We start from the raw sequence: 22,017 nt of genomic DNA on the forward strand, positions 1-22,017 counted from the left end.
TGCTTATCTTAAATTATTTATACGTTCTGCTTGACTTAAAATATCTGTAATTCGAACACCAAAATTCTCATCAATAACAACTACTTCACCTTTGGCTATATGTCGATTGTTGACAAGAATATCTACAGGCTCTCCAGCCAGTTTGTCGAGTTCAATAATGGAGCCACTTGTTAGTTCCAAAATCTCTTTTACAGTTCTCTTAGTACGACCTAATTCTACTGTTACTTGGAGGGGAATATCAAGTAGTAAATTTAAATTTCTTGACTCATTTTGCGACAAACTTGGTGACTCGAAACTCGCAAATTGAGCTTGCTGAACTTCCACAGGTGGTGGTTGTGGTCGTGAATGTTGCTGACTATACTGCACCTGTGGTGGTGCTTCAGGTGTTTGTTGTGTTTGCATAGTTGGCTGCTGTTGAACCGGCGCCTGATATACTTTTTCTTCTGTAATAGTAGCAGCTACTTCTGGTTCCTCTTCACCTATTAATGACTTCACTAAGTTCAACCCAAATTCTAATGGCAATAATTGCATTATATTAGAATCTATTAACTCTCCAATTTTAAGACGGAAAGATATTTTAATAAGTAATTCATCTTCAGGAATGGCGTCTGTTCCTTCACCCTGTATCAAATTCATAAGATCGATGGTAGGTGGTGAAATATCTACTTTTTTATTGAAGACAGTAGACATAGACGTAGCGGCTGAACCCATCATTTGGTTCATTGCTTCTTGAACTGCGCTTAACTGAATCTCGCTAAGCTCTGGCTTTGGATCTAAACCATCTCCACCAAGCATTAAGTCCGCGATAATGGCAGCATCTGACTGTTTTATAACGAGAAGATTCATACCTATAAGTCCAGCGGTATATTGTACCTGTATAGCTACATACGGATGAGGGAACTCTTCATTTAGTTTACTGCGGTTAATCATACTAATATTCGGTGTAGTAATATCTACTTTTTGTCCTAAAAGGGAAGAAAGGGCTGTAGCTGAACTACCAAATGAAATGTTACCGATTTCCCCAAGAGTATCCTGAGCAAAGGAATCCAAATAGTCTTCTACATTTATGATATCCGTAACATCCTCTTTCGTACTTTCCTCATTTATATTCGTTCCTCTAAGGAGGGCCTCAATTTCTTCTTGGGAGAGCATATCATCACTCATCATCATCCTCTCCTCCTTTCACTGTTTCAATGACTTGGACAGCCATTCGTTTTTTTAGTTTACCAGGTTGACCTATAAATTTAGGAATACCTCCAACTTTAACTGTTAGTGGGTCATCAATTTTAGTATTTAACTGAATGACGTCTCCTAACTGTAAATACAAGAGATCTTCCATCGATATATCCGTTGTCCCAATCTCTGCAACAATAGGAATTTCTGCTGCTTTTACACGTTTTTTTAGAACTGCTAGCTGTTCTGGTGATACTTCTTTTTTATTTGTTTGCATCCAGTAACGTACAGATAAGTTAGGAACAATTGGTTCCAACACTACATGTGGGATACAAATATTGATCATTCCACTTGTTTCACCAATAATAGTATTAAAAGATATAACAACTACAGTTTCATTTGGAGAAATCATTTGTAAAAATTGCGGGTTTACTTCTAGCTCTGTAAGTATCGGATCAATATCCGCAATATTTACCCATGCTTCTCGTAAATTATCAAAAGAACGTTCAAATAAATTTGTCATTATCTTCGTTTCAATTTCTGTTAGATTAGTCGCTTTTGTATGTGCTTGTCCTTTGCCTCCCATCATTAAATCTAGCATGGAATATGCAATATTCGGATTTATCTCCATCAGAATATTCCCTTCTAGTGGTGGAACTTCAAACACATTGATCAATGTCATATGTGGTACCGAACGAACAAACTCTTCAAACGGTATTTGATCGACTGATACGACCGAAATTTGTACATATGTTCTTAACTGGGCAGAAAAAAATGTAGTTAATAGACGAGCAAAGTTCTCATGGATTCTCGTTAAACTTCGAATCTGATCTTTGGAAAAGCGAAGTGCTCTTTTAAAGTCATACGTCCTTACTTTTCTAGCCTCTTGTTCACTTTTCATCTCGTCTGCTGTCATTTCTCCTGTTGAAAGTGCACTTAACAAAGCATCTATTTCTGATTGAGATAATATATCTCCTGCCAATCTGCCCACCTCCATTTTAAAAGAATAACTTTATTGTATAATATAAGAAGTAATATAAACTTGTTGAATTTCTCCATTATCCATTAGCTCGCCAATTTTTGTTTTTAATGCTGATTCAAACATTGCTTTACCATCTTTACCCTCTAATTCTTCAGGAGTCAATTCAGATAGTTCAGTAATCACAATATTATTCACTTGAAAATCCCGTTTAGTTAACTCTTCCGCAGCCTTTTTACTATCTGTTTGAACCTTTAAAGAAATGCGGATAAATTTATTCGACGCAAGATTGGTAGTGATTTCTGGTATATCTACAGAGGATTCGATAATTTGATCAATTGTCGGCCCCTTATTTTCGTCTGATTTGTTTAATTGCATAACTAATAGCAAAACGACTACCCCTACTAACGTAATCGAAACTAAAATTATAAGCATAATGGTTAATAGTTTATTTTTACTCTTCATCTTGTTCACCTCTTATATGCGGGTTCGATAATATATGTACTTCTTTGTAATACTGAGAAATTTTGAAGTGTACCTCTTCCCTAGATTCCAACGCTACATATTTATGACCATTTGTGAGTGTAATCGTTGTGTCTGGGAAAGACTCCACTGTCTCTATGTACAGAGCATTTAACGAAAACTCCTTACCGTTTAATCGAGTTAGATTAATCATAATGAAGGGCCGGGACACATAGGAACGGCCCAACCCTCCCTTTCAAATAAATTTAAGATTTATAGATTAACGTTTTAAATTGATTAACTCTTCTAAAATAGAATCCGAAGTTGTGATAATACGAGTATTCGCTTGGAAACCACGTTGTGCAACGATCATGTCTGTGAACTCTTCAGATAAATCTACGTTGGACATTTCTAGGAAACCAGAGTTGACTGATCCAACACCTTCTTTAGTTGCAACTTGATTTAAAGGTGTTCCAGAGTTCGGTGACTCTTGAAAATAATTTGAACCCGCTTTGGTTAGTCCACCTGCATTTGGAAACTTCGCCATTACTAGTTGCCCAGCCCATTTTAGCGTGCCTCCTGCATCAACAAATGTTACTGTTCCATCTTGAGCAATACTCATGCTTTGAGCATTTGTCGGAATCCGAATTGGAGTATACTCAATACCTGTTCCATTAACAGGAACGGTGTCATCACTAAAACCATCTACATCAGGAACTACTAGATTACCAGTCGCATCTGGGTTTGCAACAACATCTTTTGCGTTTGGATAATCCGTCGCAACATTGGCTGGATCCCCGTCCCATCCAGAAACTGCAGCACCAACCACAAACTTCCCATCAGAGTTAATTAAGTATCCATTACCATCCATATAAAAATTTCCTGCTCTTGTATAAAGAGGATTAGTAAATTCACCCTCACCTGTTGTTGGATCTACTCCTACTCCATCTGCCACAATGAAGAATCCGTCTCCAGAAATCGCCAAGTCTAAAGTGTTCCCTGTAGATTGCATAGAACCACCAGAGTGAATTGTGTCAATAGCAGATAACTGTGCTCCCAATCCAACTTGCTTGGCATTTACTCCTCCTCGACTATCAGTACCAGCTGATGCCCCAGCTGTTGTTTGTGAAATCAAATCTTTAAAAATAGTACGTCCCTTTTTAAACCCATAAGTGTTTACATTGGAGATATTGTTACCTATTACGTCTAATTTCGTTTGGAAATTTTTCATGCCAGAAATACCTGAATACAATGAGCGAATCATTTAATTTTTCTCCCTTCAATTTGCGTGCTAGCTTCAATCAGTCGGCTGCACATAGCATCCTTTACAGGTCCTGCTATAATTTATTTGTTAGTTCAGTACGATTGTACCGTCAATATTTGTGAATAATTGGTTTTTCGCTTCCGTGCGATTCATTGCAGTAATGACAGTGGAATTTTTTGCACTGACGATTAATGCTGCTTGATCCATCAATACAAGTGAGTCGTTCACACCTTTAGAGCGTGCTTCTGATACCTTTTCACTTACTATTTGCCATTCTGCATCTGAAATATAAATATTTCTTTCTTGTAAACGTTGGTTTGCATGTTTACTTACCTTTAGTTCTGTTTTTACAGATGCTTCCTGTAAATGCTGTAAGAAAGATTGTTTAGTTGAAGCTACTTTGCTTGATGTGATTGGTTGACGGATAGTAGTTTGCAGCGGAACACGATTTATCGATATGTTATCCATTGCAATTCTCCGTTCTTATTTACTTATTGAAGTAATTTGATCTGCCGTAATGGAAGTACCATCACTTAAGTTATACACGATATTTCCATCTTTTTTGCTAACTGATTCAACTGTAGCTGTAGTTTCAGTTGGCTTTTCAGTTTCCTCTTCAGTAGCTTCTGTTTCAGTATTATCTGTTTCCGGTTTGACAGGAATATAACTAACTGTCTTACCTATTAACATACTTGCCTCTACTAAACTATTAGAATTAGAACTTGAACTATCTGATAGAACTTCTGAAATATTACCTGGTGAAATTACCTTACCATCTGCTAAAGTGAATTCTACGCTACCTCCTACAAACTTTATCCCTGTAATAGTACCAGTACCTTCGTTTATAATTGGATTACCTTTGTCATCTTTTTCGTCTGTCACTTCATGCCATTTTACGTCTTTACCAACAAAGTTACTAAATTCAATCATTTGACTTTGCTCTTGAACTGCAGCAAATTCTTGAAATGCTGTAGTTAAATTTGTCATTTGCTCTAAAGAAGAGAATTGCGCCATCTGTGCGATAAATTGTGAGTCATCCATCGGTTTTGTCGGGTCCTGGTTTTGAAGTTGTGTCATTAGAATTTTTAAAAATGCATCTTTACCTAATGTACTATTCCCAGTTGTAGTAGTTTTTTTTGCCTGATTTGATAAATACATACTGTCTGAAATTTTAGACATTTCAGCCATAGCTTAGACCTCCATTTCCTCCAAATAATCTTGAAATGTAAACGGTTCTTCCAACTCTTCATTATTATTTTCTTGTTGTTGCTGCTGCTGTTCTTGTTGTTTAAATGACTGTTGGAAGTCCTGGTTCTTTTCTTGTCTAATATCTTGCAAAGCTTGTGTTATTTCTAGCTTCTCCAGCTGAATATTTTGACTTGCAAAACCTTGCCTCAATTGACTTGAGTTAGAATCTAACATTTCTTTTCCTAATGCTGTTGATGCTAATATTTTTGCTGTCAGCATACCATCTTTTTGAATCAATTCAATTCGAATTGTACCAAGTTGCTCAGGAAATAGTTTTAGCACAAGTCTGTTTGCTCCACCTGCTTGTCCAAACTGTACACGGTTCATCACTTTTTGCAATTCTTTAATGAATTCTTCTGATTGCGCAGCCTTCTCTGTTGGTAATGTCATAGAAACTGATTCTACTTTAGTTTGAATCACTGTAGTAGTACCGCCTTGTACATTTGTTGTGATTTCTTTCGTTTCAGTAACTATCTCTGGTTGAACAGAGTGAGCAGTTTGTTTGACTACCATTTGAGTTTGAATAATCGGTTGTTTTAAGACTTGCGGTGACGCAGATGTATCATTTGTAGAGATTTTACCTACAGTTCCCTTCACATTTTCAAGCAACTGTTTTATATCAAATAGTGTGGATTCTTCTTTAATCGTTAAATCCGATTTGTTTCCGATTAACTGCACCGTTTTTAGTAGCTCCATAGCTTGTTTGGCATCAACAGGATTGCTCGGTCCATGTCCGTTAAGTGAAGAAATGATTGCATCTATAATCTTAGTTGCTTGTTCATTTATACCGGCAAGTAAATCCCAAACATTCGACTCTAGTAGTTCTTCATTGAGTTCTGATTCACTCTCAGTACCTAATAGTTTTTCTAAAAGACCTTTTAATTCCTTAGGATTAACTGCTACTTCCTCTGACCCAAGTATTGATTCAAGTTCTTCTAAAGAATTTACATTAAGAATTGCTAGCAAATCTTGCAGTACATTTCCTTCAGCTCTTGCTTGTGGTACAGCAGTTGGTTGTATTTGTGAATTAGATAAAATTTGTCCAAATACCGAACCGAATTTTTGACTATTATTCAATGTTGTTTGTATTTTACCGCTTGTTTGAATAGCAGCCTTTACATTTGCATTGACGGGCATTGCGATATTCACGTTTAAATTCACCTCCCTTCAAATAGAAATAATTACTTCGTCATCAATTCTGTATACTTTGCAGCATCCTCTGGTGTCATTTTTTCATAAATGCTCGCCACTGTATCTGGCTTAAGGCTTGTTAAGATACGTAAAGCCTCTGCATCACTCATTTTAGTTATTACTGGAGCTGCTGTTTTTGCAGACATTTTTTCAAAGGTAGAAACGATTTCTGCATAATCACGTTTGGCACTCTCTTGGTCTCTTGTTAATGTTGCAATTTCATCTAATAATCGTTCTTGTTCTATTAGGAGTGCTTCTTTTTCCGTTGCTGAATTATCTAGTTCTGTTTGAACTTTGTCGATTTGTGCTTCTTTTTCTTGTATTTCCGCTTGTAAAGATACAACTCTTTCTTCTAATACATCCGTTTTTTTGTCTTCTGTAAAAACCTGTTCCTCAGTAAAACCAGCTAACTCTTTAGCTTTTTCAAAAACATTTATATTTGCTATTTGGGCAATTACTAGTATGAGAAGTAAAGCAAATAAAAAAGGAATAATAAACAAATAAAAAAACATTTTTATTTTACTTATACTTTTTGTTTCATTACTATTTTGTTCAATGCTTTTATTTGATTTGTTCCGTTTAGCCACGCTTCTACTCACCTAATCTCTTTGTTTTGAAACTTCAAAGAAGATATTTCATCTAATTGAATTGTTTCTAGTCTTTGTTGCTCTTGTTGAAACTGCTCAAATCCTTTTTCTTTTATCTTTTCGAACTTCTTTACCTCTAATGACTTATCGAGAAGTTTTTCCTCCATCCAATTCATTTTAGATCTTGCTTGGATAACTTCTTTTTGAACTACATCTATTCTTTTTTGAAGTCCTTCGATATAGCTTGAATAATGATGGATGTTGTCTATGGAAAGACCAGAAACAAGTAGATTGTTTTGAGTGTCCACTGTATCTTCCTTTTTTTTCAACAAATTATAAAGTTCCGTTGCAACTTTTTCGAAAATAGACACGGATTCTTTGTAAGCTAATTCTGTTTCCGACTTTTCTTGCTCACGAATCGTTAAAACTTTAGCAAATTTAAATTGATAAGCAACCATTTTATGAAACACCACCTGATAATTTCACTAATTCATCTACCGAGGAATCCAAAGATACTTTATCTAAATATCCTTGTTTTAAAAATGAAGTAATTAAAGGCTCATACTGTATAGCTTCATCAATATCACGAGATGTACCACGCTTATACGCTCCGATATTAATCAGATCTTCTGATTTATTGTAAGTAAAGTATAAATCCCTCAATCTTTCCGCTGCTTTTACATGTTTTTTGTCTGAAATATGATTCATCAATCGACTAATGCTTTTCAAAACATTAATAGCTGGATACTGCCCCTTGTTAGCAAGTGCACGATCCAACACAATATGACCATCTAAAATACCACGAACAGTATCGGCAATTGGTTCATTCATATCGTCACCATCTACTAGTACTGTATAAAATGCTGTGATCGTTCCAAACTCGTTTGTACCTGTACGTTCTAACAGCTTAGGTAAAATAGAAAATACGGACGGAGTATATCCTCTTGTAGCTGGAGGCTCTCCTACAGCAAGACCCACTTCACGTTGCGCCATCGCCACACGAGTTACAGAGTCCATCATGAGCATAACATTTAACCCTTTGTCCCGGAAGTACTCAGCAATAGCTGTAGCTGTAAAAGCGCCTTTAATGCGCATTAAAGCAGGTTGGTCAGAGGTAGCTGCAACTACGATCGATTTTTCTAGTCCTTCTTTTCCTAAATCTCTTTCGATAAACTCACGTACTTCTCTGCCACGTTCCCCAATTAGTGCGATTACATTTAAATCTGCGTTAGTATTTCTAGCAATCATTCCAAGTAATGTACTTTTTCCTACACCAGATCCAGCGAAAATACCTACCCTTTGCCCTTTTCCTACTGTTAGCATTCCGTCAATCGCCTTTACACCAACTTCGATTTGCTCTTCTATAGGAGGTCTCGTCAAAGGATTTGGGGAATCTTTTTCTGTCCCAACTGTCATTAAACCTTTTGGCAAGACAGATCCATCAATTGGATTTCCCATTGAATCTAATACTTTCCCTATTAATTCCGGACCAACTTTAATCTCTAATGGACTATTCGTCCCTTCGACTAAACAGCCTGTAGATATTTCTCTAATATTCGTGTAGGGCATTAATACGACAATTTCTTCCTTAAAACCAACTACTTCAGCAAGAATAACGGAAGCTCCTGTTTTGGCTGAGTTTATATGGATTTTACAAACGTCTCCAACTGAACTTTCAGGGCCTTGTGACTCAATCATTAATCCAACCACTCGACTAACTCGACCATATTTTTTAAAGGTAGGTATATTCGAAATTTGTTGAATTAAATCTACTGCTTTCATCACGTTCACTCCATACTATCTAGAATATCTACTAGCTTGCGTCGCAACTCCTGAACTTGATCATCAATGCTGACAACGATTCTTCCATGATTGGTTTCTATATAACAATCTGTTTCATTCATATCTTCATCAACAAAAATCATAAATGGTACATCTATTGGAAAAATGGAGGAGAGTTCTTCTCTATTATTAGATACAAGTTCAAAATAGGCGGGAGAAACATATAGTTTAATCTCTTTCATTTCCCTTGCTTCTTTTAAACCTCTTTTTACAATTGATAAAAATAATTCCTCATTCTCTTCTAGCTTTGTTGCAATAATGCGCTCTGCAGTTCGTATAGCTAATTCTAAAATAACCTGTTCCTGTTGCTGTAAATAATTTGCAGCATTCTCATGAGCAGTTTTCATTGCATCGTTAGCTAATTTTAGTGAATTTTGCATATCGGCTTGTGCTTTTAAGCGACCTTCTTCTAATCCTTGCACAAAGCCTTCATCATATGCTTGTTGCTGATAAGCTATCTTCTCTTCTTCCCAAGTATTTAACTGGTCTTCAATATATTGTTTTGTTTCTTCAATATCTTTTGTTAGTATGGATCGTTTCTCTGCTATCTCTTGGTTTACTTCTTCTATCATTTTACTTCGCTCTTGTGTGAGTACATCTAAAGTCAACGGCTCGTCTGTGTTCATCATTTCTTGAACATGTAAATTCCTTATTTGAATGGGCTTGGAATTTTCCCTTGTTTCATCCAAATATACATTTCGGAAAATTTTAGACAATGATGTCATCTCCTCCGCCACGAGCAATTATTATTTCCCCTGCGTCTTCCAATCTTCTAATAACAGTTACAATTCTAGATTGAGCTTCTTCTACGTCACGCAAACGAACTGGACCCATAATTTCCATTTCTTCTTTAAATGTTTCGGCCATACGTACGGACATATTGCGGAAAATAACATCTTTAACTTCTTCACTAGAAACCTTCATAGAAAGTAGTAAATCTTCATTTTCACAATCCCGAATAACTCGTTGGATAGAACGATTATCAAGCGTAACAATATCTTCGAATACGAACATTCTTTTCTTGATCTCTTCCGCAAGCTCTGGATCTTGTATTTCTAAAGCATCCAAAATTGTTTTCTCCGTTGTTCTGTCAACACCATTTAACACTTCTACGACTGCATCGATACCGCCAGTCTCCGTGTAATCCTGCGTTACAGTCGAAGATAGCTTACGTTCTAGTACAGATTCAATTTCACTAATTACTTCAGGTGAAGTAGAATCCATTGTAGCTATTCTTTTTGCAATATCTGCTTGTACTTCCTGTGGTAATGACGAAAGAATGATTCCAGCTTGCTGTGCCTCTAAATAAGAAAGGATTAATGCAATTGTTTGTGGGTGTTCATTTTGGATAAAGTTAAACAGTTGTGCAGGCTCTGCCCGTCTAGCAAAATCAAAAGGTCTCACTTGCAATGAAGAAGTAAGTCGATTAATAATTGCTTGAGCATGATCTGTGCCTAATGCTTTTTCTAAAACTGTTTTTGCGTATCCAATACCCCCCTGCGAAATATAGTCTTGTGCTAAAGCTATATTGTGAAATTCTTCTATTATATCTTCTTTAATCTCAGGCTCTACTTTTTTAACACCTGAAATTTCTAGAGTTAAACGCTCAATTTCTTCTTCATTTAAATGTTTATAAATTGAAGCAGACACTTCAGGTCCGAGAGAAATTAATAAGAGCGCGGCTTTTTGTTTACCACTTAAATCTTTTTCTTTCTTGTTCATAGCCGTCCCCCCAATCAATTACGCCTCGGCATAACTGCGTCCAGATTTTGAACCCGACAAGCCGAGTTTACTCCTTTTAAAATCTGTGACATCCGCCTGAGGCTATAACTTTATTCTTCGAAAGTAAAGTTAATCCTCTGCTATCCAAGTACGTAATAACTTCGCAAATTCTTCTGGCTTATCTTTCGCCATTTTTTCTAGTTGTTTTCGTCTTAGAGTTGATTCGGTTTCTTTTTCTGTGTTTATATCATCTACATTAAGCTCTTCTCGCTGTTCCTCTAGAATAATCATTTCTTCCTCATCGGTTTTTCTAGAGCGTAGTAAGGATATAACTAGCAGTATTATTGCAACAAGTAAAATTCCACCGATCACATATACCCACCAAGGAATGGACGATTGTGTACTCGCCACTGCGGCAGCTTTACCGTTAAACGGTTGTACAGAAACGACAATCTTTTCCTGTAGTAATTCCTCTGTCAATTCTCCGCCTGCTTCTTCATCGATCGAAGTGCGGATAATTGTCGCAAGAATTTGTTCTATATCTTGTTCTACACCGTCTGGCATAGAAGCAACATCCTCAGGATCTGGAGGTTCTACCATCACTTGGATACCTATATCCCTAATTTTATACGGGCTTTCTACTATTTCTTTTCGGATACGATTTACTTCACTATTAATCGTGTCTTCAATTCGCTCATAATCACCATTTGATGTTGAACCTTCTACATAGTTGGTAAAGTTATCAGTTGCATCCTCTGTTGCCGGTGTACCACCTGCAACCGGATTCTCACCAGTAAAGGTTTCAGAAATACGTTGCGCACTAATTTCAATTCCAGCCATATTTTCTTCATCAACTGGCTCTACTAAATTTTCTTCACGATTTTCCTGTTTGAAGTCAATGTCAGTTGTAACAGAGACAACTACTTTATCTTGTCCCATTAAAGTACCTAACATTGTTTGTACCTGGCGCTGTAAATCACGTTCAACAGTTTTCTTAATCGACATTTGATCATTTACATTCGCACCAGCTGTATTTGCATTTGCTTGATCTAAGTCAAAATACTCTAAGTACTGATTTCTGATGCTAATATCTTCTGCGGCTAGATTAGGAATTGACTTGGATACTAAGTTATATAAGGACAAAATCTGTGAATCTGTGAATTTGTACCCAGCCTCTGTATTCAAAACTATTGCTGCACTCGCCGTTTCATTGCTTTGAGATAGGAATACTCCTTCTTCTGGTAAGGTAATCATTACCTGAGCATCTTTTACCCCTTTTACCCCTTTAATCAATTTCGCAAGTTCGGTTTGCATGGAAGCTAATTTCAAGACATTAAACTCATTATCTGTCATACCAAATCCAGCGTTTTGGGAAAAGAAGTTATAGTCGATCATACCTGATTCCGGAAATCCTTCCGCAGCTAATTGGACTAACAATGAATCTACTTGCTCTTCTGGTACTAATATGGACGTTCCACCTGGAGCAATTTCATTTGGTACTCCTTGTGCATCTAATGTCTCTTTTATACGTCCAACTTCAGATGGAGATACATCTGTATAAAGTGGAACAAAGTTAGTTTTATTCATCATAAAAGTAATAACGGTAGCTAAAATAATAATTCCTAACACACTACCGATCATTGTTCCTTTTTGCATTTTGGTGCGACTTTTCCAAAACGTGGTTACATCGCTAGTCATTTTTTTTATACGTTCATTCATTATTATCCTCCGGTTATGGTGAATATTTTTGCTCGATATTTAGCGATAACCGAGAGAGGTTACACTTGCATACGCATTATTTCTTGATATGCTTCCACTACTTTATTCCTAATTTCTAATGTCGCATTTAATGTAATACTTGCTTTTTGAGAAGCAATCATTACATCGTGTAACTCGATATCCCCACCATTTATTAGCTTTTCGGTAGCTACATCGGAAGCTTTTTGATTTTCATTAACAGATTGAATAGCCGTCTTTAAAAAATCACCAAAATCAGCTTGTGCCTCTGCAGGACTTAACTTCGAAGTTGTCGAAACTGGATTTATTTGTGAAGGATTAAATAATGAAATGGATTCTATTGGCAATTTAAACTATACCTTCTTTCTTATTTTCCTATTTCTAATGCCTTAGACAACATTGCTTTGTTCGCATTAAAAACTGTTACGTTCGCCTCATAGGATCTAGTAGCTGATATCAAATCAACCATTTCTCTTAATGGGTCGACATTCGGCATTTCCACGTATCCATTTTCATCTGCATCAATATGTGTCGGATCATATACTAATTTAAAAGGGGTTTCTGTATCTTCTTTTACATCACTTACTTTTACTCCGTTTCCGACACTTTTATTGTCCGTGGAACCCATGGCCACATTTAAAAAATTCGAAAAATTACCTTCTAATGGCTTCAATGTCACAGACTTTCTTCTATATGCCTGCCACTCACCATCTACGAGCTTAGCTCTTGTTGTATCTACATTTGCCATATTAGAGGAAATTACATCCATTCTAAGCCTCCCGGCAGTTAATGCTGACGCTGTTGTATTCATACCATGAAATATGGACATAATTAGCTTCCTCCTCTAATAACAGTTTGTAATGTATTTAACTTGCCACTCATCCGATCTATTAACGCATTATAATAGATTTGATTGGTCGCTAGATTTGCTTGTTCTTTATCCATATCTACGCCGTTGCCATTGTGGTTATAACTATAATTGGCATAATCGAACACACCTAATGCACTAGATTTTGTTTGAAAATCTATATGTTTTTCTTGTGTTCTATGTGCAGAAATAGTGGATTGTTTAGCATTAGATAAATATTCACTAAAGCTAACACTTTTCGCTTTATAGTTTGGAGTGTCGACATTTGCTATATTTTGCGCGATTGTCTTTTGTTTTGTCGCTGAGAAATCCAATCCTTGTTCCAAACTTGAAATTGCACCACTAAATATACTCATTTTTTTCACCTCACCATAAAATAATTCGACATATTTTTTTAGTAATTATCTTTGAATATCATAATAATTTAATTGTAATGATTATGTAACATTGTGTCTATTGAATTTTCAGTATTTTAATAGGTCTTTATTCCTTTTTATTTGATAATAGTCGACATTTTGTGTCAATCCTAGTCAATTGTTAATTTTTACACATGTTACTAGTAAAAATCAACTAATTTCGTTCACTATTTTTCTCCTATCAAAAAAACTCTTCCACTTAAAGTGGAAGAGTTGGAATATTATTCACTTATTTCATTTTAAGTTGCGCTAACTCTGCAAGAAACTTATCATTTAATACTTTGATATATGTTCCTTTCATTCCTAGTGATCTTGACTCAATTACTCCAGCACTTTCTAGTTTACGAAGTGCGTTTACGATAACAGATCTTGTAATTCCTACGCGATCAGCAATTTTAGATGCTACTAAGAGACCTTCACTGCCATCTAACTCTTCAAAGATATGTTCAATCGCTTCTAATTCACTGTAAGACAATGAATTGATAGCCATTTGAACAACCGCTTTACTACGAGCTTCTTCTTCAATTTCTTCTGATTTTTCACGTAGGATTTCCATACCAACAACTGTTGCGCCATATTCACCAAGTATTAAATCATCATCTTCAAATTCTTGTTTTAAACGTCCTAAGATTAATGTACCTAAACGTTCACCGCCACCAATGATCGGAACAATTGTTGTTAGACCGTCTTTAAATAACTCACGGTTTTCTTCTGGGAACACAGAGTGCTCGCTAAAGACATCTAAATTTGATGATGTTTCATCTACGTGAAAAAGATTTTTTGTATATTGTTCAGGGAATTGACGCTCTTCCATCATTTTAATCATACGTTCATTTTCAATTTGTTGATGAACTTCAAATCCTAATAATTTCCCTTTTCTAGATACGATGAATGCGTTACTTTCGATTACTTCACTTAATGTAGCAGCCATCTCCTTAAAGTTTACTGGCTTACCTGCAGATGCTTGTAACATCGAGTTAATCTTTCTTGTTTTAGTTAATAAATTCATAAATAATTTCCTCCATTTAATTTTCTTATTTATTTTAATATTCTAAAGGTTTTTAATTGTTTTAGATACTAATTCGAATTGATATTATAAAATAAATTGCGATAAATCTCTGTTTTTCACAATATTGTCAAGTTTTCCGTCAATATACGCTGGCGTAATTTGGATATGCGCTGGCGAAATGTCAGATGCTTCAAAAGAAAGCTCCTCTAAAATCTTCTCTAAAATAGTGTGTAAACGTCTCGCTCCTATATTATCGGTCTCCTGATTGACTTCATAAGCGATTTCACCAATTCTTTCAATAGATTCCTCAGAGAACGTGATTGTTACTCCTTCAGTTTCTAACAGAGCCTCATATTGCTTAATCAGGGATTGGCGCGGCTCTTTTAAAATACGAACAAAATCTTCTTTTGTCAATTTTTCTAATTCCACACGAATTGGAAAACGACCTTGTAGTTCAGGGATTAAATCTGATGGCTTTGCCATATGGAATGCTCCCGCTGCTATAAACAAAATATAGTCTGTTTTTACTGCACCATACTTTGTAGTAACTGTAGATCCTTCTACAATTGGTAAAATATCTCGTTGAACACCTTCTCGTGATACATCTGCAGAAGAACCAGCACCGTTTTTACTTGCTATTTTGTCCATTTCATCGATAAATATGATACCTGTTTGTTCGGTCTTTTCAATTGCAATTTGAGAAATCTCATCATTGTCTATCAACTTGTTCGCTTCTTCTTGCATTAATACTTTACGTGCGTCTTTTACTTTCATTTTGCGTTTTTTCTTTTTCTTTGGCATCAGATTAGATAAGGCGTCTTGCATATTCATCCCCATGCTCTCCATACCACCTGGCTGTAGGGCATCAAATAATGAGGGAGTTTGTTCAACAACCTCCACAGTTATAAGCTCCTCTTCCAATTTTCCATCTCTTAAATCCTCGGCAATTTGCGAGCGTTTTAAACGTACATCTGTATCTTCTACATCAGCAGTATCTTCTTCTTTCCCCCCGAATAATGCTTCGAATGGATTTGAATTTGCGTTCTTTTTCTTCAAGGAAGGAACAAGCAGTTTTACGATCGCATCGTTTGCCAAACGAATTGCTTGGTCTTTTACTTCTTCCATCTTTTCCTCACGAACAATTCGGATAGCTGCTTCTACTAAATCTCTTACCATCGATTCAACATCTCTACCGACGTAACCTACTTCAGTGAACTTTGTTGCTTCTACTTTTACAAATGGAGCCTTCGTTAATTTAGCAATCCTTCTAGCAATTTCTGTTTTTCCTACTCCTGTAGGTCCAATCATTAGTATATTCTTTGGGATTACCTCGTTTTTCATCTCTTCATCCAATAATTGCCGACGATAGCGATTTCGAAGTGCAACAGCCACTGCTTTTTTTGCTGCTTCTTGACCAACGATGTATTTATTTAAATGCTCTGTAATTTGTTTTGGGGTTAAGTTTGTTTCCTTCATTCACCTAATACCTCCACAATAATTTGATGGTTTGTAAATACACATATATCTGCAGCTGTAGTAAGAGCCGCTTTAGCAATTTCTTGTGCTGTCATATTATCCCCTGCATATTGCTTTAAAGCTCTTCCAGCAGCTAATGCATAGTTCCCACCAGAACCGATAGCTAGTATACCATCATCTGGCTCAATTACTTCTCCTGTTCCGGAAACAAGTAATAGACTAGTTTTATCCATCACTAGAAGCATGGCCTCTAATTGACGTAGCATTTTGTCCCCACGCCATTGTTTGGCAAGCTCGACTGCTGCTCTTTGTAAATTTCCGTTATATTCTAACAACTTTCCTTCAAACATTTCAAATAGTGTAAAAGCATCTGCTACGGAGCCTGCAAAACCTGCTACAACTTGACCGTTAAAAAGCCTTCTTACTTTTTTCGCAGTATGTTTCATCACTACTTGGTTGCCTAAAGTCACTTGACCGTCTCCTGCCATTGCCTGACTACCATTGTGACTAACTGCAAATATCGTGGTTGCATGAATATTACCCAATTTTATTTACCTCCAATATTTACGCACGCGGATGCGCATTCATATAAGTTTTACGTAAATGCTCTTTTGTTACATGTGTATATATTTGTGTGGAAGATAAGCTGGAATGTCCTAATAGTTCCTGTACACTTCTAAGATCTGCTCCATTATTCAATAGATGCGTAGCAAATGTATGTCTAAGCATATGTGGATAAATAGTTGAATTTATAGCGGCTTTTTTCAACATTTGGTTTAAAATATATCTTACGCCATCTGTTGTTAGGTGCTCTCCTCGACTATTAACGAATAAAAATGTATGGGATGTTCTTTTCATTAGTTTTGGTCTACTATTCACCAAATAATCATCTATTGCTGCTAATGCATAATCACCAACAGGAACATACCGCTCTTTTCTACCTTTTCCCATCACTCGCACGACACCATAGCTACTATCTATATGACGCAGTTCAATCGAAGTAAGTTCACTCACACGTATTCCAGTCGCATACAACAATTCTAATATAGCAATATTTCGGATAGATAAAGAATCAGTTCCTCTATTCCCTTCAAACAACTGCCCGATTTCCTCTTCATAAAAAAAATGTGGGAGTTTCTTTTCTTTTTTGGGATGGAACAAAGATTGAAATGCGTCATCTCGAATATTATATTCTTTATGTAGAAATTTATAATAAGAGCGAATAGAGGATATCTTTCTAGAAATAGAAGTTCTTGCTAGTTTCTCCTCATATAATTTCGTCACATACAATCTCGCATGAATATACTCAACCTCATTTAAATCAGTAACGCCCTCGATGTTTAAAAAAGACAAAAATTGCTTTATATCTTTATCGTACTCCTGAACTGTAAGATTCGAATAATTTCTTTCTAATTGTATGTATTCCATAAAAGCATGAAGTTCTTCTAACCCTATAATGATTATCAACTCCACTCCAATATATCTCCATTGTAAAAGCCTCTAAAAGTATACAACTTTTAAGAGGCTTTTAGCAATTATAACGCAGTACTTTTCATAAAATTTTGAATTGTTGTCAATGCTCGATTTGCTAATTGTTCGATTTTCACTTTTTTATCTCTAACTTTTGGCTGTAATTCAGGGAATAAGCCAAAGTTGATGTTCATAGGTTGGAAGTTTTTTGGATTCGCTTCTGTAATATATCTTGCCATGCTACCAAGAGCTGTTTCAGCTGGTAATACTACTAATTCTTCGCCTTTAGCCAACTTCGCTGCATTTATTCCCGCCAATAAACCACTTCCAGCTGACTCCACATATCCTTCGACACCTGTCATTTGACCGGCAAAGAAAATTTGGTTATTTGCTTTTAGCTGATAAGTTGGTTCTAATACATATGGCGAATTAATGAACGTATTCCGATGCATGACACCGTAGCGTACGATTTCCACATTTTCAAGACCAGGTATTAGCTTCAATACTTCTTTTTGTGGACCCCATTTTAAATGTGTCTGGAAACCAACAATATTATAAAGCGTCCCTGCACCATCATCTTGTCTAAGCTGAACTACTGCATATGGACGTTTACCTGTTTTCGGATCTTCTAAGCCTACAGGTTTCATCGGACCAAATAATAATGTTTTCCGTCCACGCTCAGCCATTACTTCAACAGGCATGCAGCCTTCAAAGTAAATTTCTTTTTCAAATTCTTTTAACGGAACAACTTCAGCCGCTATCAATGCATCATAAAAGCGATTAAACTCATCCTCAGTCATTGGACAATTTAGATAAGCCGCTTCCCCTTTATCATATCTGGATTTCAAATAAACTTTATCCATGTCAATGCTGTCTTTTTCTACTATCGGTGCCGCAGCATCATAGAAATACAAGTAATCTTGACCAGTCATTTCTTTTACTTTTTCTGCAAGCGCTGGAGATGTTAATGGGCCAGTTGCTATTACGGTAATACCTTCTGGGATTTCTGTCACTTCTTCATTGACAATTTCTATTAACGGATGATTACGTATTGCATCTGTAACTCTTCCTGAGAAATCATGTCTGTCTACAGCAAGTGCACCTCCAGCAGGTACACTACTATTATCTGCTGATTGTATAATAATTGAATCCAACATACGCATTTCTTCTTTAATAACGCCTACAGCATTAGTTAAGTTATTAGCTCTTAGTGAATTGGAGCAAACCAGTTCAGCAAATTTGTCCGTATGATGCGCTGGAGTTTGTTTAACGGGTCTCATTTCATAAAGACGTACTTTTATACCTCTTTTAGCTATTTGCCATGCAGCCTCGCTTCCTGCTAGTCCTGCACCAATAACGTTTACTACTTCAGTCATGTCGTATCCTTCTTTCTAACTTTGCGGATCTTCTTTATAATCACACGCAACACATTGTATTTGTATACCTTTTTTCAATTTCTTCTCTACTAACATTTCATTACATTTTGGACATGGTCTATTTATTGGTTTGTCCCAAGAAACGAATTCACATGTTGGATATTGGTTACACCCATAAAATACTCGCTTCGTTTTACTCTTACGCTCCACAATCTGTCCTTCTCCACATACTCGACAAGGGACACCTATTTCCTTAATGATAGCCTTTGTATTGCGGCATTCTGGGAAATTACTACATGCCATAAATTTACCATATCGCCCTAATTTATATACCATTGGTGAACCACAGTTTTCGCAATCTTCTCCTGTCGGTTCATCTTTAATAACGATTTTCTCCATCTCAGCGTCTGCATAAACGACACGCTTTTCGAAATCCTGATAGAAGCCATCTATTACTTCCACCCATTTTACTTGTCCCTCTTCTACACTATCCAAATCTCTTTCCATCTGGGCAGTAAATTCAATATCTAAAATTTGAGGGAAAAACTCCAATACAAGCTGATGGACGATTGTTCCAAGCTCCGTAGGAACAAAACGCTTCGTCTCTAAAGCTACATATCCACGTTTTTGAATCGTATCTAAAGTTGGAGCATAAGTAGAAGGTCTACCAATCCCTAACTCTTCCAACGTTTTCACAAGTCTTGCCTCCGAGTATCTTGGAGGAGGCTGAGTAAAATGTTGCTTCGGATCAATAGACAAGGCATTTACCTTATCCCCGACTTCTAAAACAGGTAATAGTTTATCCTTGTCATCCGTTTGATCATCCGAACCTTCCACGTACACCTTCATAAATCCAGGGAATTTAACTTGTGAACCATTTGCTCTAAAGTAAACTTCCCCGTTTTTAAGGTCAACAGCTACTGTATCTAATATTGCAGATGCCATTTGACTAGCTATAAAACGTTCCCATATTAGCTTGTATAATTTTAGTTGGTCACGAGACAAAATCGCTTTTAGTTCATTCGGAGTTCTTAGTACACTAGTAGGTCGAACTGCTTCGTGGGCATCTTGTGCTTTTTTCGATTGCTTTTCTACCTTTTTCGTAGAAATGTATTCAGCACCAAATTCAGTTTTTATATATTCCTGTGCATCTGCTTTCGCACTATCCGAGATTCTTGTAGAGTCCGTACGCATATAAGTAATCAACCCGACCGTTCCTTGTTTTTTACCTAGGTCGATTCCCTCATACAATTGCTGTGCAAGCATCATTGTTTTTCTAGCTCTGAAATTTAGTTTTCTTGCTGCTTCCTGTTGAAGGGATGATGTAGTAAAAGAAGGGGCTGGATTACGTTTTCTTTCTTTTTTCACAACGTTAGCAACTTCAAACTTTTTGCCCTTCATTAAATTTAGTACTTCTTTTACTTCTTCTTCGTTAGAAAGTTTTCTTTTTTCTTTCTCACTTCCATAATAAAGTGCATCAAAGGCTTTCTTATTCTTATCGAATTGTCCTTCAATTGTCCAGTACTCTTCTGGAGTGAAATTATTAATTTCATTTTCCCGATCAATGATCAAACGAAGAGCTACAGATTGCACACGACCTGCAGACAGACCTTTTTTTACTTTTTTCCATAAAATCGGACTAATATTATATCCTACAAGTCGGTCTAAAATTCTTCTAGCTTGTTGTGCATCAACTAAATCCATATTAATTGGTCTAGGGTGCTTAAAGGATTCTAGGATAGCTTCTTTTGTAATTTCATTAAATACTACTCGGCAATCCGATTCAATATCTACATTTAAAGAGTTCGCCAAGTGCCATGCTATTGCTTCCCCTTCTCTGTCGGGGTCAGCCGCGAGATAAATTTTCTTTGCTTTTTTTGCTGCTGTTTTTAGTTCTTGTAGTACCGGGCCTTTACCCCTGATTGTTATATACTTTGGTTCGTAATTATTTTCCGTATCGACACCCATTTGACTTCTAGGAAGGTCACGTACATGACCAATCGATGCTTTGACTTTATATTTTTTTCCAAGATATTTTTCTATTGTTTTTGCCTTTGCTGGCGATTCAACAATTACCAAATAATCCGACATAAATCTGCCTCCTTATAGAAGGTAACTCGCTTTAATCTTCAAAACAAATACCTGTTGCAAAATGTATACCAGTTTTCTTATAAAAGCAAGACTTTTCATTTTTTTGTTTTTTATTTATTTAACTCTTCCAGTATTTGATGCCCGCTCCATACTGGTTTTGCACCTTCTAATATAAGCAAATGCGGACCTATAGAAAGCGGAGAGTGTATAGAGCCCGGGATTGCAAAAATCTCCTTACCATTTTCTAACGCATGCTCCATTGTGGAAACTGTACCACTCTTTTTTGTCGCTTCTGTAATAACTACACCTCTGGAAAGCCCACTAATAATTCGATTTCTCATAGGAAAATTCCACTTTTGTGGTGTTATATATGGAGGGTACTCTGTTAATAATAACTGATTTTTCTCCATTTCGTTAGCTAATTTAAGATTTTGTTTGGGGTACACATGAAATAATCCTGTTCCTAGGACTGCAATAGTTTTTCCACCTAGCCTCATCGTTATTTCATGTGCCCATGTATCAGCTCCCTTAGCAAGACCGCTAATAATTACGTACTCTTCGTTTATTAAGGGAGGGAGGATTGTTTTAATACTTTCGGCGGAATAATCCGTCGCTTCTCTAGAACCAATAATTGCTAGTTTTTTAGGGTTGGCAAGTAATTCTATATTACCTTTTACGTATATTACAGCGGGAGGATCATATAAATTTAATAGACTTTTAGGATAATTGGGATTGGAAAAAAGAATGGGGATAATCGAGTGCTTTTCATACATTTGACACATCGGAATTTCGACAAATTCTTGAAACATTTTTTGGAGTTTATTAGCGCGTTCGAGGGAGATTTTACATAACTTCGACAATAAATGTGGGGATATTTTCTCAAATTGAGCTAGATTCGGATCATATTCAAGTAAAGGGTGTAGCTTATTTAAAGGTACTGGATAAACATAATGTAAAGCTAAAAAGCGGTTAGTAAATTGACTCTTATTCATTGGTTTCCTCCTCTATTCAAATGACTAGTTTAGTATTTTTTGTTCTTTCATGCGTAGAATTATTTAAGAAAAACCGAGCAAAGAAACCCGGTCTTTTAGTTCAAAACCTGTTTC

General features: G+C 36.3%; 24 protein-coding genes. All 24 read right to left on the reverse strand.

Features of this window, described 5'->3' with window-relative positions; translation table 11 throughout:
* Positions 1-3 precede the first annotated feature (3 nt).
* The 24 genes from fliY to dprA all read right to left on the reverse strand — a co-directional run bounded on the left by fliY (position 4) and on the right by dprA (position 21,903).
* Positions 4-1,164 carry a flagellar motor switch phosphatase FliY gene (gene fliY, locus MKY37_RS03165; RefSeq protein ID WP_340779831.1) on the reverse strand — a complete coding sequence of 387 codons (1,161 nt, stop codon included), beginning with the start codon at positions 1,162-1,164 and terminating at the stop codon, positions 4-6.
* Complete coding sequence (fliM, locus tag MKY37_RS03170) at positions 1,157-2,155, reverse strand: flagellar motor switch protein FliM (protein WP_340773678.1); 999 nt, start codon at positions 2,153-2,155, stop codon at positions 1,157-1,159. Before fliM ends, fliY begins: the two co-directional genes overlap by 8 nt.
* Before the next feature lie 30 nt (positions 2,156-2,185).
* A complete protein-coding gene (gene fliL / locus MKY37_RS03175; protein ID WP_340773680.1) occupies positions 2,186-2,617 on the reverse strand; it encodes a flagellar basal body-associated protein FliL in 432 nt (143 codons plus the stop codon).
* Positions 2,607-2,828 (reverse strand): flagellar FlbD family protein, encoded by a 222-nt coding sequence (locus MKY37_RS03180; RefSeq protein ID WP_340773683.1) that lies wholly within the window; start codon positions 2,826-2,828, stop codon positions 2,607-2,609. Before MKY37_RS03180 ends, fliL begins: the two co-directional genes overlap by 11 nt.
* Positions 2,829-2,894: 66 nt before the next feature.
* Positions 2,895-3,878, reverse strand: a complete 984-nt coding sequence (locus tag MKY37_RS03185) for a flagellar hook-basal body complex protein (RefSeq protein ID WP_340773685.1) — start codon at positions 3,876-3,878, stop codon at positions 2,895-2,897.
* An 87-nt stretch (positions 3,879-3,965) separates the two neighbouring features.
* Positions 3,966-4,346 carry a TIGR02530 family flagellar biosynthesis protein gene (locus MKY37_RS03190; RefSeq protein ID WP_340773687.1) on the reverse strand — a complete coding sequence of 127 codons (381 nt, stop codon included), beginning with the start codon at positions 4,344-4,346 and terminating at the stop codon, positions 3,966-3,968.
* Between the two features lie 15 nt (positions 4,347-4,361).
* Positions 4,362-5,066 (reverse strand): flagellar hook assembly protein FlgD, encoded by a 705-nt coding sequence (gene flgD, locus MKY37_RS03195; protein ID WP_340773689.1) that lies wholly within the window; start codon positions 5,064-5,066, stop codon positions 4,362-4,364.
* 3 nt (positions 5,067-5,069) lie between these two features.
* Positions 5,070-6,275, reverse strand: coding sequence for a flagellar hook-length control protein FliK (locus MKY37_RS03200; protein ID WP_340773691.1), 1,206 nt, complete (start codon positions 6,273-6,275; stop codon positions 5,070-5,072).
* A gap of 32 nt (positions 6,276-6,307) precedes the next feature.
* Positions 6,308-6,904, reverse strand: coding sequence for a MotE family protein (locus MKY37_RS03205; RefSeq protein WP_340773693.1), 597 nt, complete (start codon positions 6,902-6,904; stop codon positions 6,308-6,310).
* A gap of 8 nt (positions 6,905-6,912) precedes the next feature.
* A complete protein-coding gene (fliJ, locus tag MKY37_RS03210; RefSeq protein WP_340773695.1) occupies positions 6,913-7,362 on the reverse strand; it encodes a flagellar export protein FliJ in 450 nt (149 codons plus the stop codon).
* Position 7,363: 1 nt separating this feature from the next.
* A complete protein-coding gene (fliI, locus tag MKY37_RS03215) occupies positions 7,364-8,686 on the reverse strand; it encodes a flagellar protein export ATPase FliI (RefSeq protein WP_340773697.1) in 1,323 nt (440 codons plus the stop codon).
* A gap of 5 nt (positions 8,687-8,691) precedes the next feature.
* On the reverse strand, positions 8,692-9,471 hold the full coding sequence (fliH, locus tag MKY37_RS03220; protein WP_340773699.1) for a flagellar assembly protein FliH: 780 nt from the start codon (positions 9,469-9,471) through the stop codon (positions 8,692-8,694).
* Complete coding sequence (gene fliG / locus MKY37_RS03225) at positions 9,455-10,468, reverse strand: flagellar motor switch protein FliG (RefSeq protein WP_090562587.1); 1,014 nt, start codon at positions 10,466-10,468, stop codon at positions 9,455-9,457. The genes fliH and fliG overlap by 17 nt, the downstream gene beginning before the upstream one ends.
* 129 nt (positions 10,469-10,597) lie before the next feature.
* A complete protein-coding gene (fliF, locus tag MKY37_RS03230; protein ID WP_340773702.1) occupies positions 10,598-12,187 on the reverse strand; it encodes a flagellar basal-body MS-ring/collar protein FliF in 1,590 nt (529 codons plus the stop codon).
* Between the two features lie 59 nt (positions 12,188-12,246).
* Positions 12,247-12,552 (reverse strand): flagellar hook-basal body complex protein FliE, encoded by a 306-nt coding sequence (gene fliE, locus MKY37_RS03235; protein WP_211893620.1) that lies wholly within the window; start codon positions 12,550-12,552, stop codon positions 12,247-12,249.
* Between the two features lie 20 nt (positions 12,553-12,572).
* Positions 12,573-13,034, reverse strand: a complete 462-nt coding sequence (gene flgC / locus MKY37_RS03240; protein ID WP_340773705.1) for a flagellar basal body rod protein FlgC — start codon at positions 13,032-13,034, stop codon at positions 12,573-12,575.
* 2 nt (positions 13,035-13,036) lie between these two features.
* Positions 13,037-13,429, reverse strand: coding sequence for a flagellar basal body rod protein FlgB (gene flgB, locus MKY37_RS03245; RefSeq protein WP_340773708.1), 393 nt, complete (start codon positions 13,427-13,429; stop codon positions 13,037-13,039).
* A gap of 289 nt (positions 13,430-13,718) precedes the next feature.
* Positions 13,719-14,498, reverse strand: coding sequence for a GTP-sensing pleiotropic transcriptional regulator CodY (gene codY, locus MKY37_RS03250; RefSeq protein ID WP_340773710.1), 780 nt, complete (start codon positions 14,496-14,498; stop codon positions 13,719-13,721).
* An 84-nt stretch (positions 14,499-14,582) separates the two neighbouring features.
* Complete coding sequence (hslU, locus tag MKY37_RS03255) at positions 14,583-15,974, reverse strand: HslU--HslV peptidase ATPase subunit (RefSeq protein ID WP_340773712.1); 1,392 nt, start codon at positions 15,972-15,974, stop codon at positions 14,583-14,585.
* Positions 15,971-16,519, reverse strand: coding sequence for an ATP-dependent protease subunit HslV (hslV, locus tag MKY37_RS03260; protein ID WP_340773714.1), 549 nt, complete (start codon positions 16,517-16,519; stop codon positions 15,971-15,973). Before hslV ends, hslU begins: the two co-directional genes overlap by 4 nt.
* A gap of 19 nt (positions 16,520-16,538) precedes the next feature.
* Entirely contained in the window at positions 16,539-17,438 is a 900-nt protein-coding gene (gene xerC, locus MKY37_RS03265) for a tyrosine recombinase XerC (protein ID WP_340779832.1), read from the reverse strand.
* Positions 17,439-17,509: 71 nt separating this feature from the next.
* Positions 17,510-18,820 (reverse strand): FADH(2)-oxidizing methylenetetrahydrofolate--tRNA-(uracil(54)-C(5))-methyltransferase TrmFO, encoded by a 1,311-nt coding sequence (gene trmFO, locus MKY37_RS03270; protein WP_340773715.1) that lies wholly within the window; start codon positions 18,818-18,820, stop codon positions 17,510-17,512.
* A 15-nt stretch (positions 18,821-18,835) separates the two neighbouring features.
* The gene (gene topA / locus MKY37_RS03275) at positions 18,836-20,911 is read right to left on the reverse strand and encodes a type I DNA topoisomerase (protein ID WP_340773718.1); all 2,076 of its coding nucleotides are present in this window, start codon (positions 20,909-20,911) and stop codon (positions 18,836-18,838) included.
* 110 nt (positions 20,912-21,021) lie between these two features.
* Positions 21,022-21,903: a DNA-processing protein DprA gene (dprA, locus tag MKY37_RS03280; protein ID WP_340773720.1), complete on the reverse strand. Its 882-nt coding sequence runs from the start codon at positions 21,901-21,903 to the stop codon at positions 21,022-21,024.
* Between the last annotated feature and the right edge of the window lie 114 nt (positions 21,904-22,017).

The sequence above is a fragment of the Psychrobacillus sp. FSL K6-2836 genome (assembly GCF_038003085.1).
Taxonomy (GTDB): Bacteria; Bacillota; Bacilli; order Bacillales_A; family Planococcaceae; genus Psychrobacillus.

What these genes read in the sequence shown, in the direction of transcription:
- fliJ (WP_340773695.1), bottom strand. Translation starts at nt 7,362, where the DNA reads ATGGTTGCTTATCAATTTAAATTTGCTAAAGTTTTAACGATTCGTGAG.
- MKY37_RS03180 (WP_340773683.1), bottom strand. Translation starts at nt 2,828, where the DNA reads ATGATTAATCTAACTCGATTAAACGGTAAGGAGTTTTCGTTAAATGCT.
- fliY (WP_340779831.1), bottom strand. Translation starts at nt 1,164, where the DNA reads ATGAGTGATGATATGCTCTCCCAAGAAGAAATTGAGGCCCTCCTTAGA.
- flgB (WP_340773708.1), bottom strand. Translation starts at nt 13,429, where the DNA reads ATGAGTATATTTAGTGGTGCAATTTCAAGTTTGGAACAAGGATTGGAT.
- MKY37_RS03185 (WP_340773685.1), bottom strand. Translation starts at nt 3,878, where the DNA reads ATGATTCGCTCATTGTATTCAGGTATTTCTGGCATGAAAAATTTCCAA.
- fliH (WP_340773699.1), bottom strand. Translation starts at nt 9,471, where the DNA reads ATGACATCATTGTCTAAAATTTTCCGAAATGTATATTTGGATGAAACA.
- hslU (WP_340773712.1), bottom strand. Translation starts at nt 15,974, where the DNA reads ATGAAGGAAACAAACTTAACCCCAAAACAAATTACAGAGCATTTAAAT.
- flgD (WP_340773689.1), bottom strand. Translation starts at nt 5,066, where the DNA reads ATGGCTGAAATGTCTAAAATTTCAGACAGTATGTATTTATCAAATCAG.
- trmFO (WP_340773715.1), bottom strand. Translation starts at nt 18,820, where the DNA reads ATGACTGAAGTAGTAAACGTTATTGGTGCAGGACTAGCAGGAAGCGAG.
- codY (WP_340773710.1), bottom strand. Translation starts at nt 14,498, where the DNA reads ATGAATTTATTAACTAAAACAAGAAAGATTAACTCGATGTTACAAGCA.
- topA (WP_340773718.1), bottom strand. Translation starts at nt 20,911, where the DNA reads ATGTCGGATTATTTGGTAATTGTTGAATCGCCAGCAAAGGCAAAAACA.
- fliL (WP_340773680.1), bottom strand. Translation starts at nt 2,617, where the DNA reads ATGAAGAGTAAAAATAAACTATTAACCATTATGCTTATAATTTTAGTT.
- fliG (WP_090562587.1), bottom strand. Translation starts at nt 10,468, where the DNA reads ATGAACAAGAAAGAAAAAGATTTAAGTGGTAAACAAAAAGCCGCGCTC.
- dprA (WP_340773720.1), bottom strand. Translation starts at nt 21,903, where the DNA reads ATGAATAAGAGTCAATTTACTAACCGCTTTTTAGCTTTACATTATGTT.
- fliF (WP_340773702.1), bottom strand. Translation starts at nt 12,187, where the DNA reads ATGAATGAACGTATAAAAAAAATGACTAGCGATGTAACCACGTTTTGG.
- flgC (WP_340773705.1), bottom strand. Translation starts at nt 13,034, where the DNA reads ATGTCCATATTTCATGGTATGAATACAACAGCGTCAGCATTAACTGCC.
- fliI (WP_340773697.1), bottom strand. Translation starts at nt 8,686, where the DNA reads ATGAAAGCAGTAGATTTAATTCAACAAATTTCGAATATACCTACCTTT.
- MKY37_RS03190 (WP_340773687.1), bottom strand. Translation starts at nt 4,346, where the DNA reads ATGGATAACATATCGATAAATCGTGTTCCGCTGCAAACTACTATCCGT.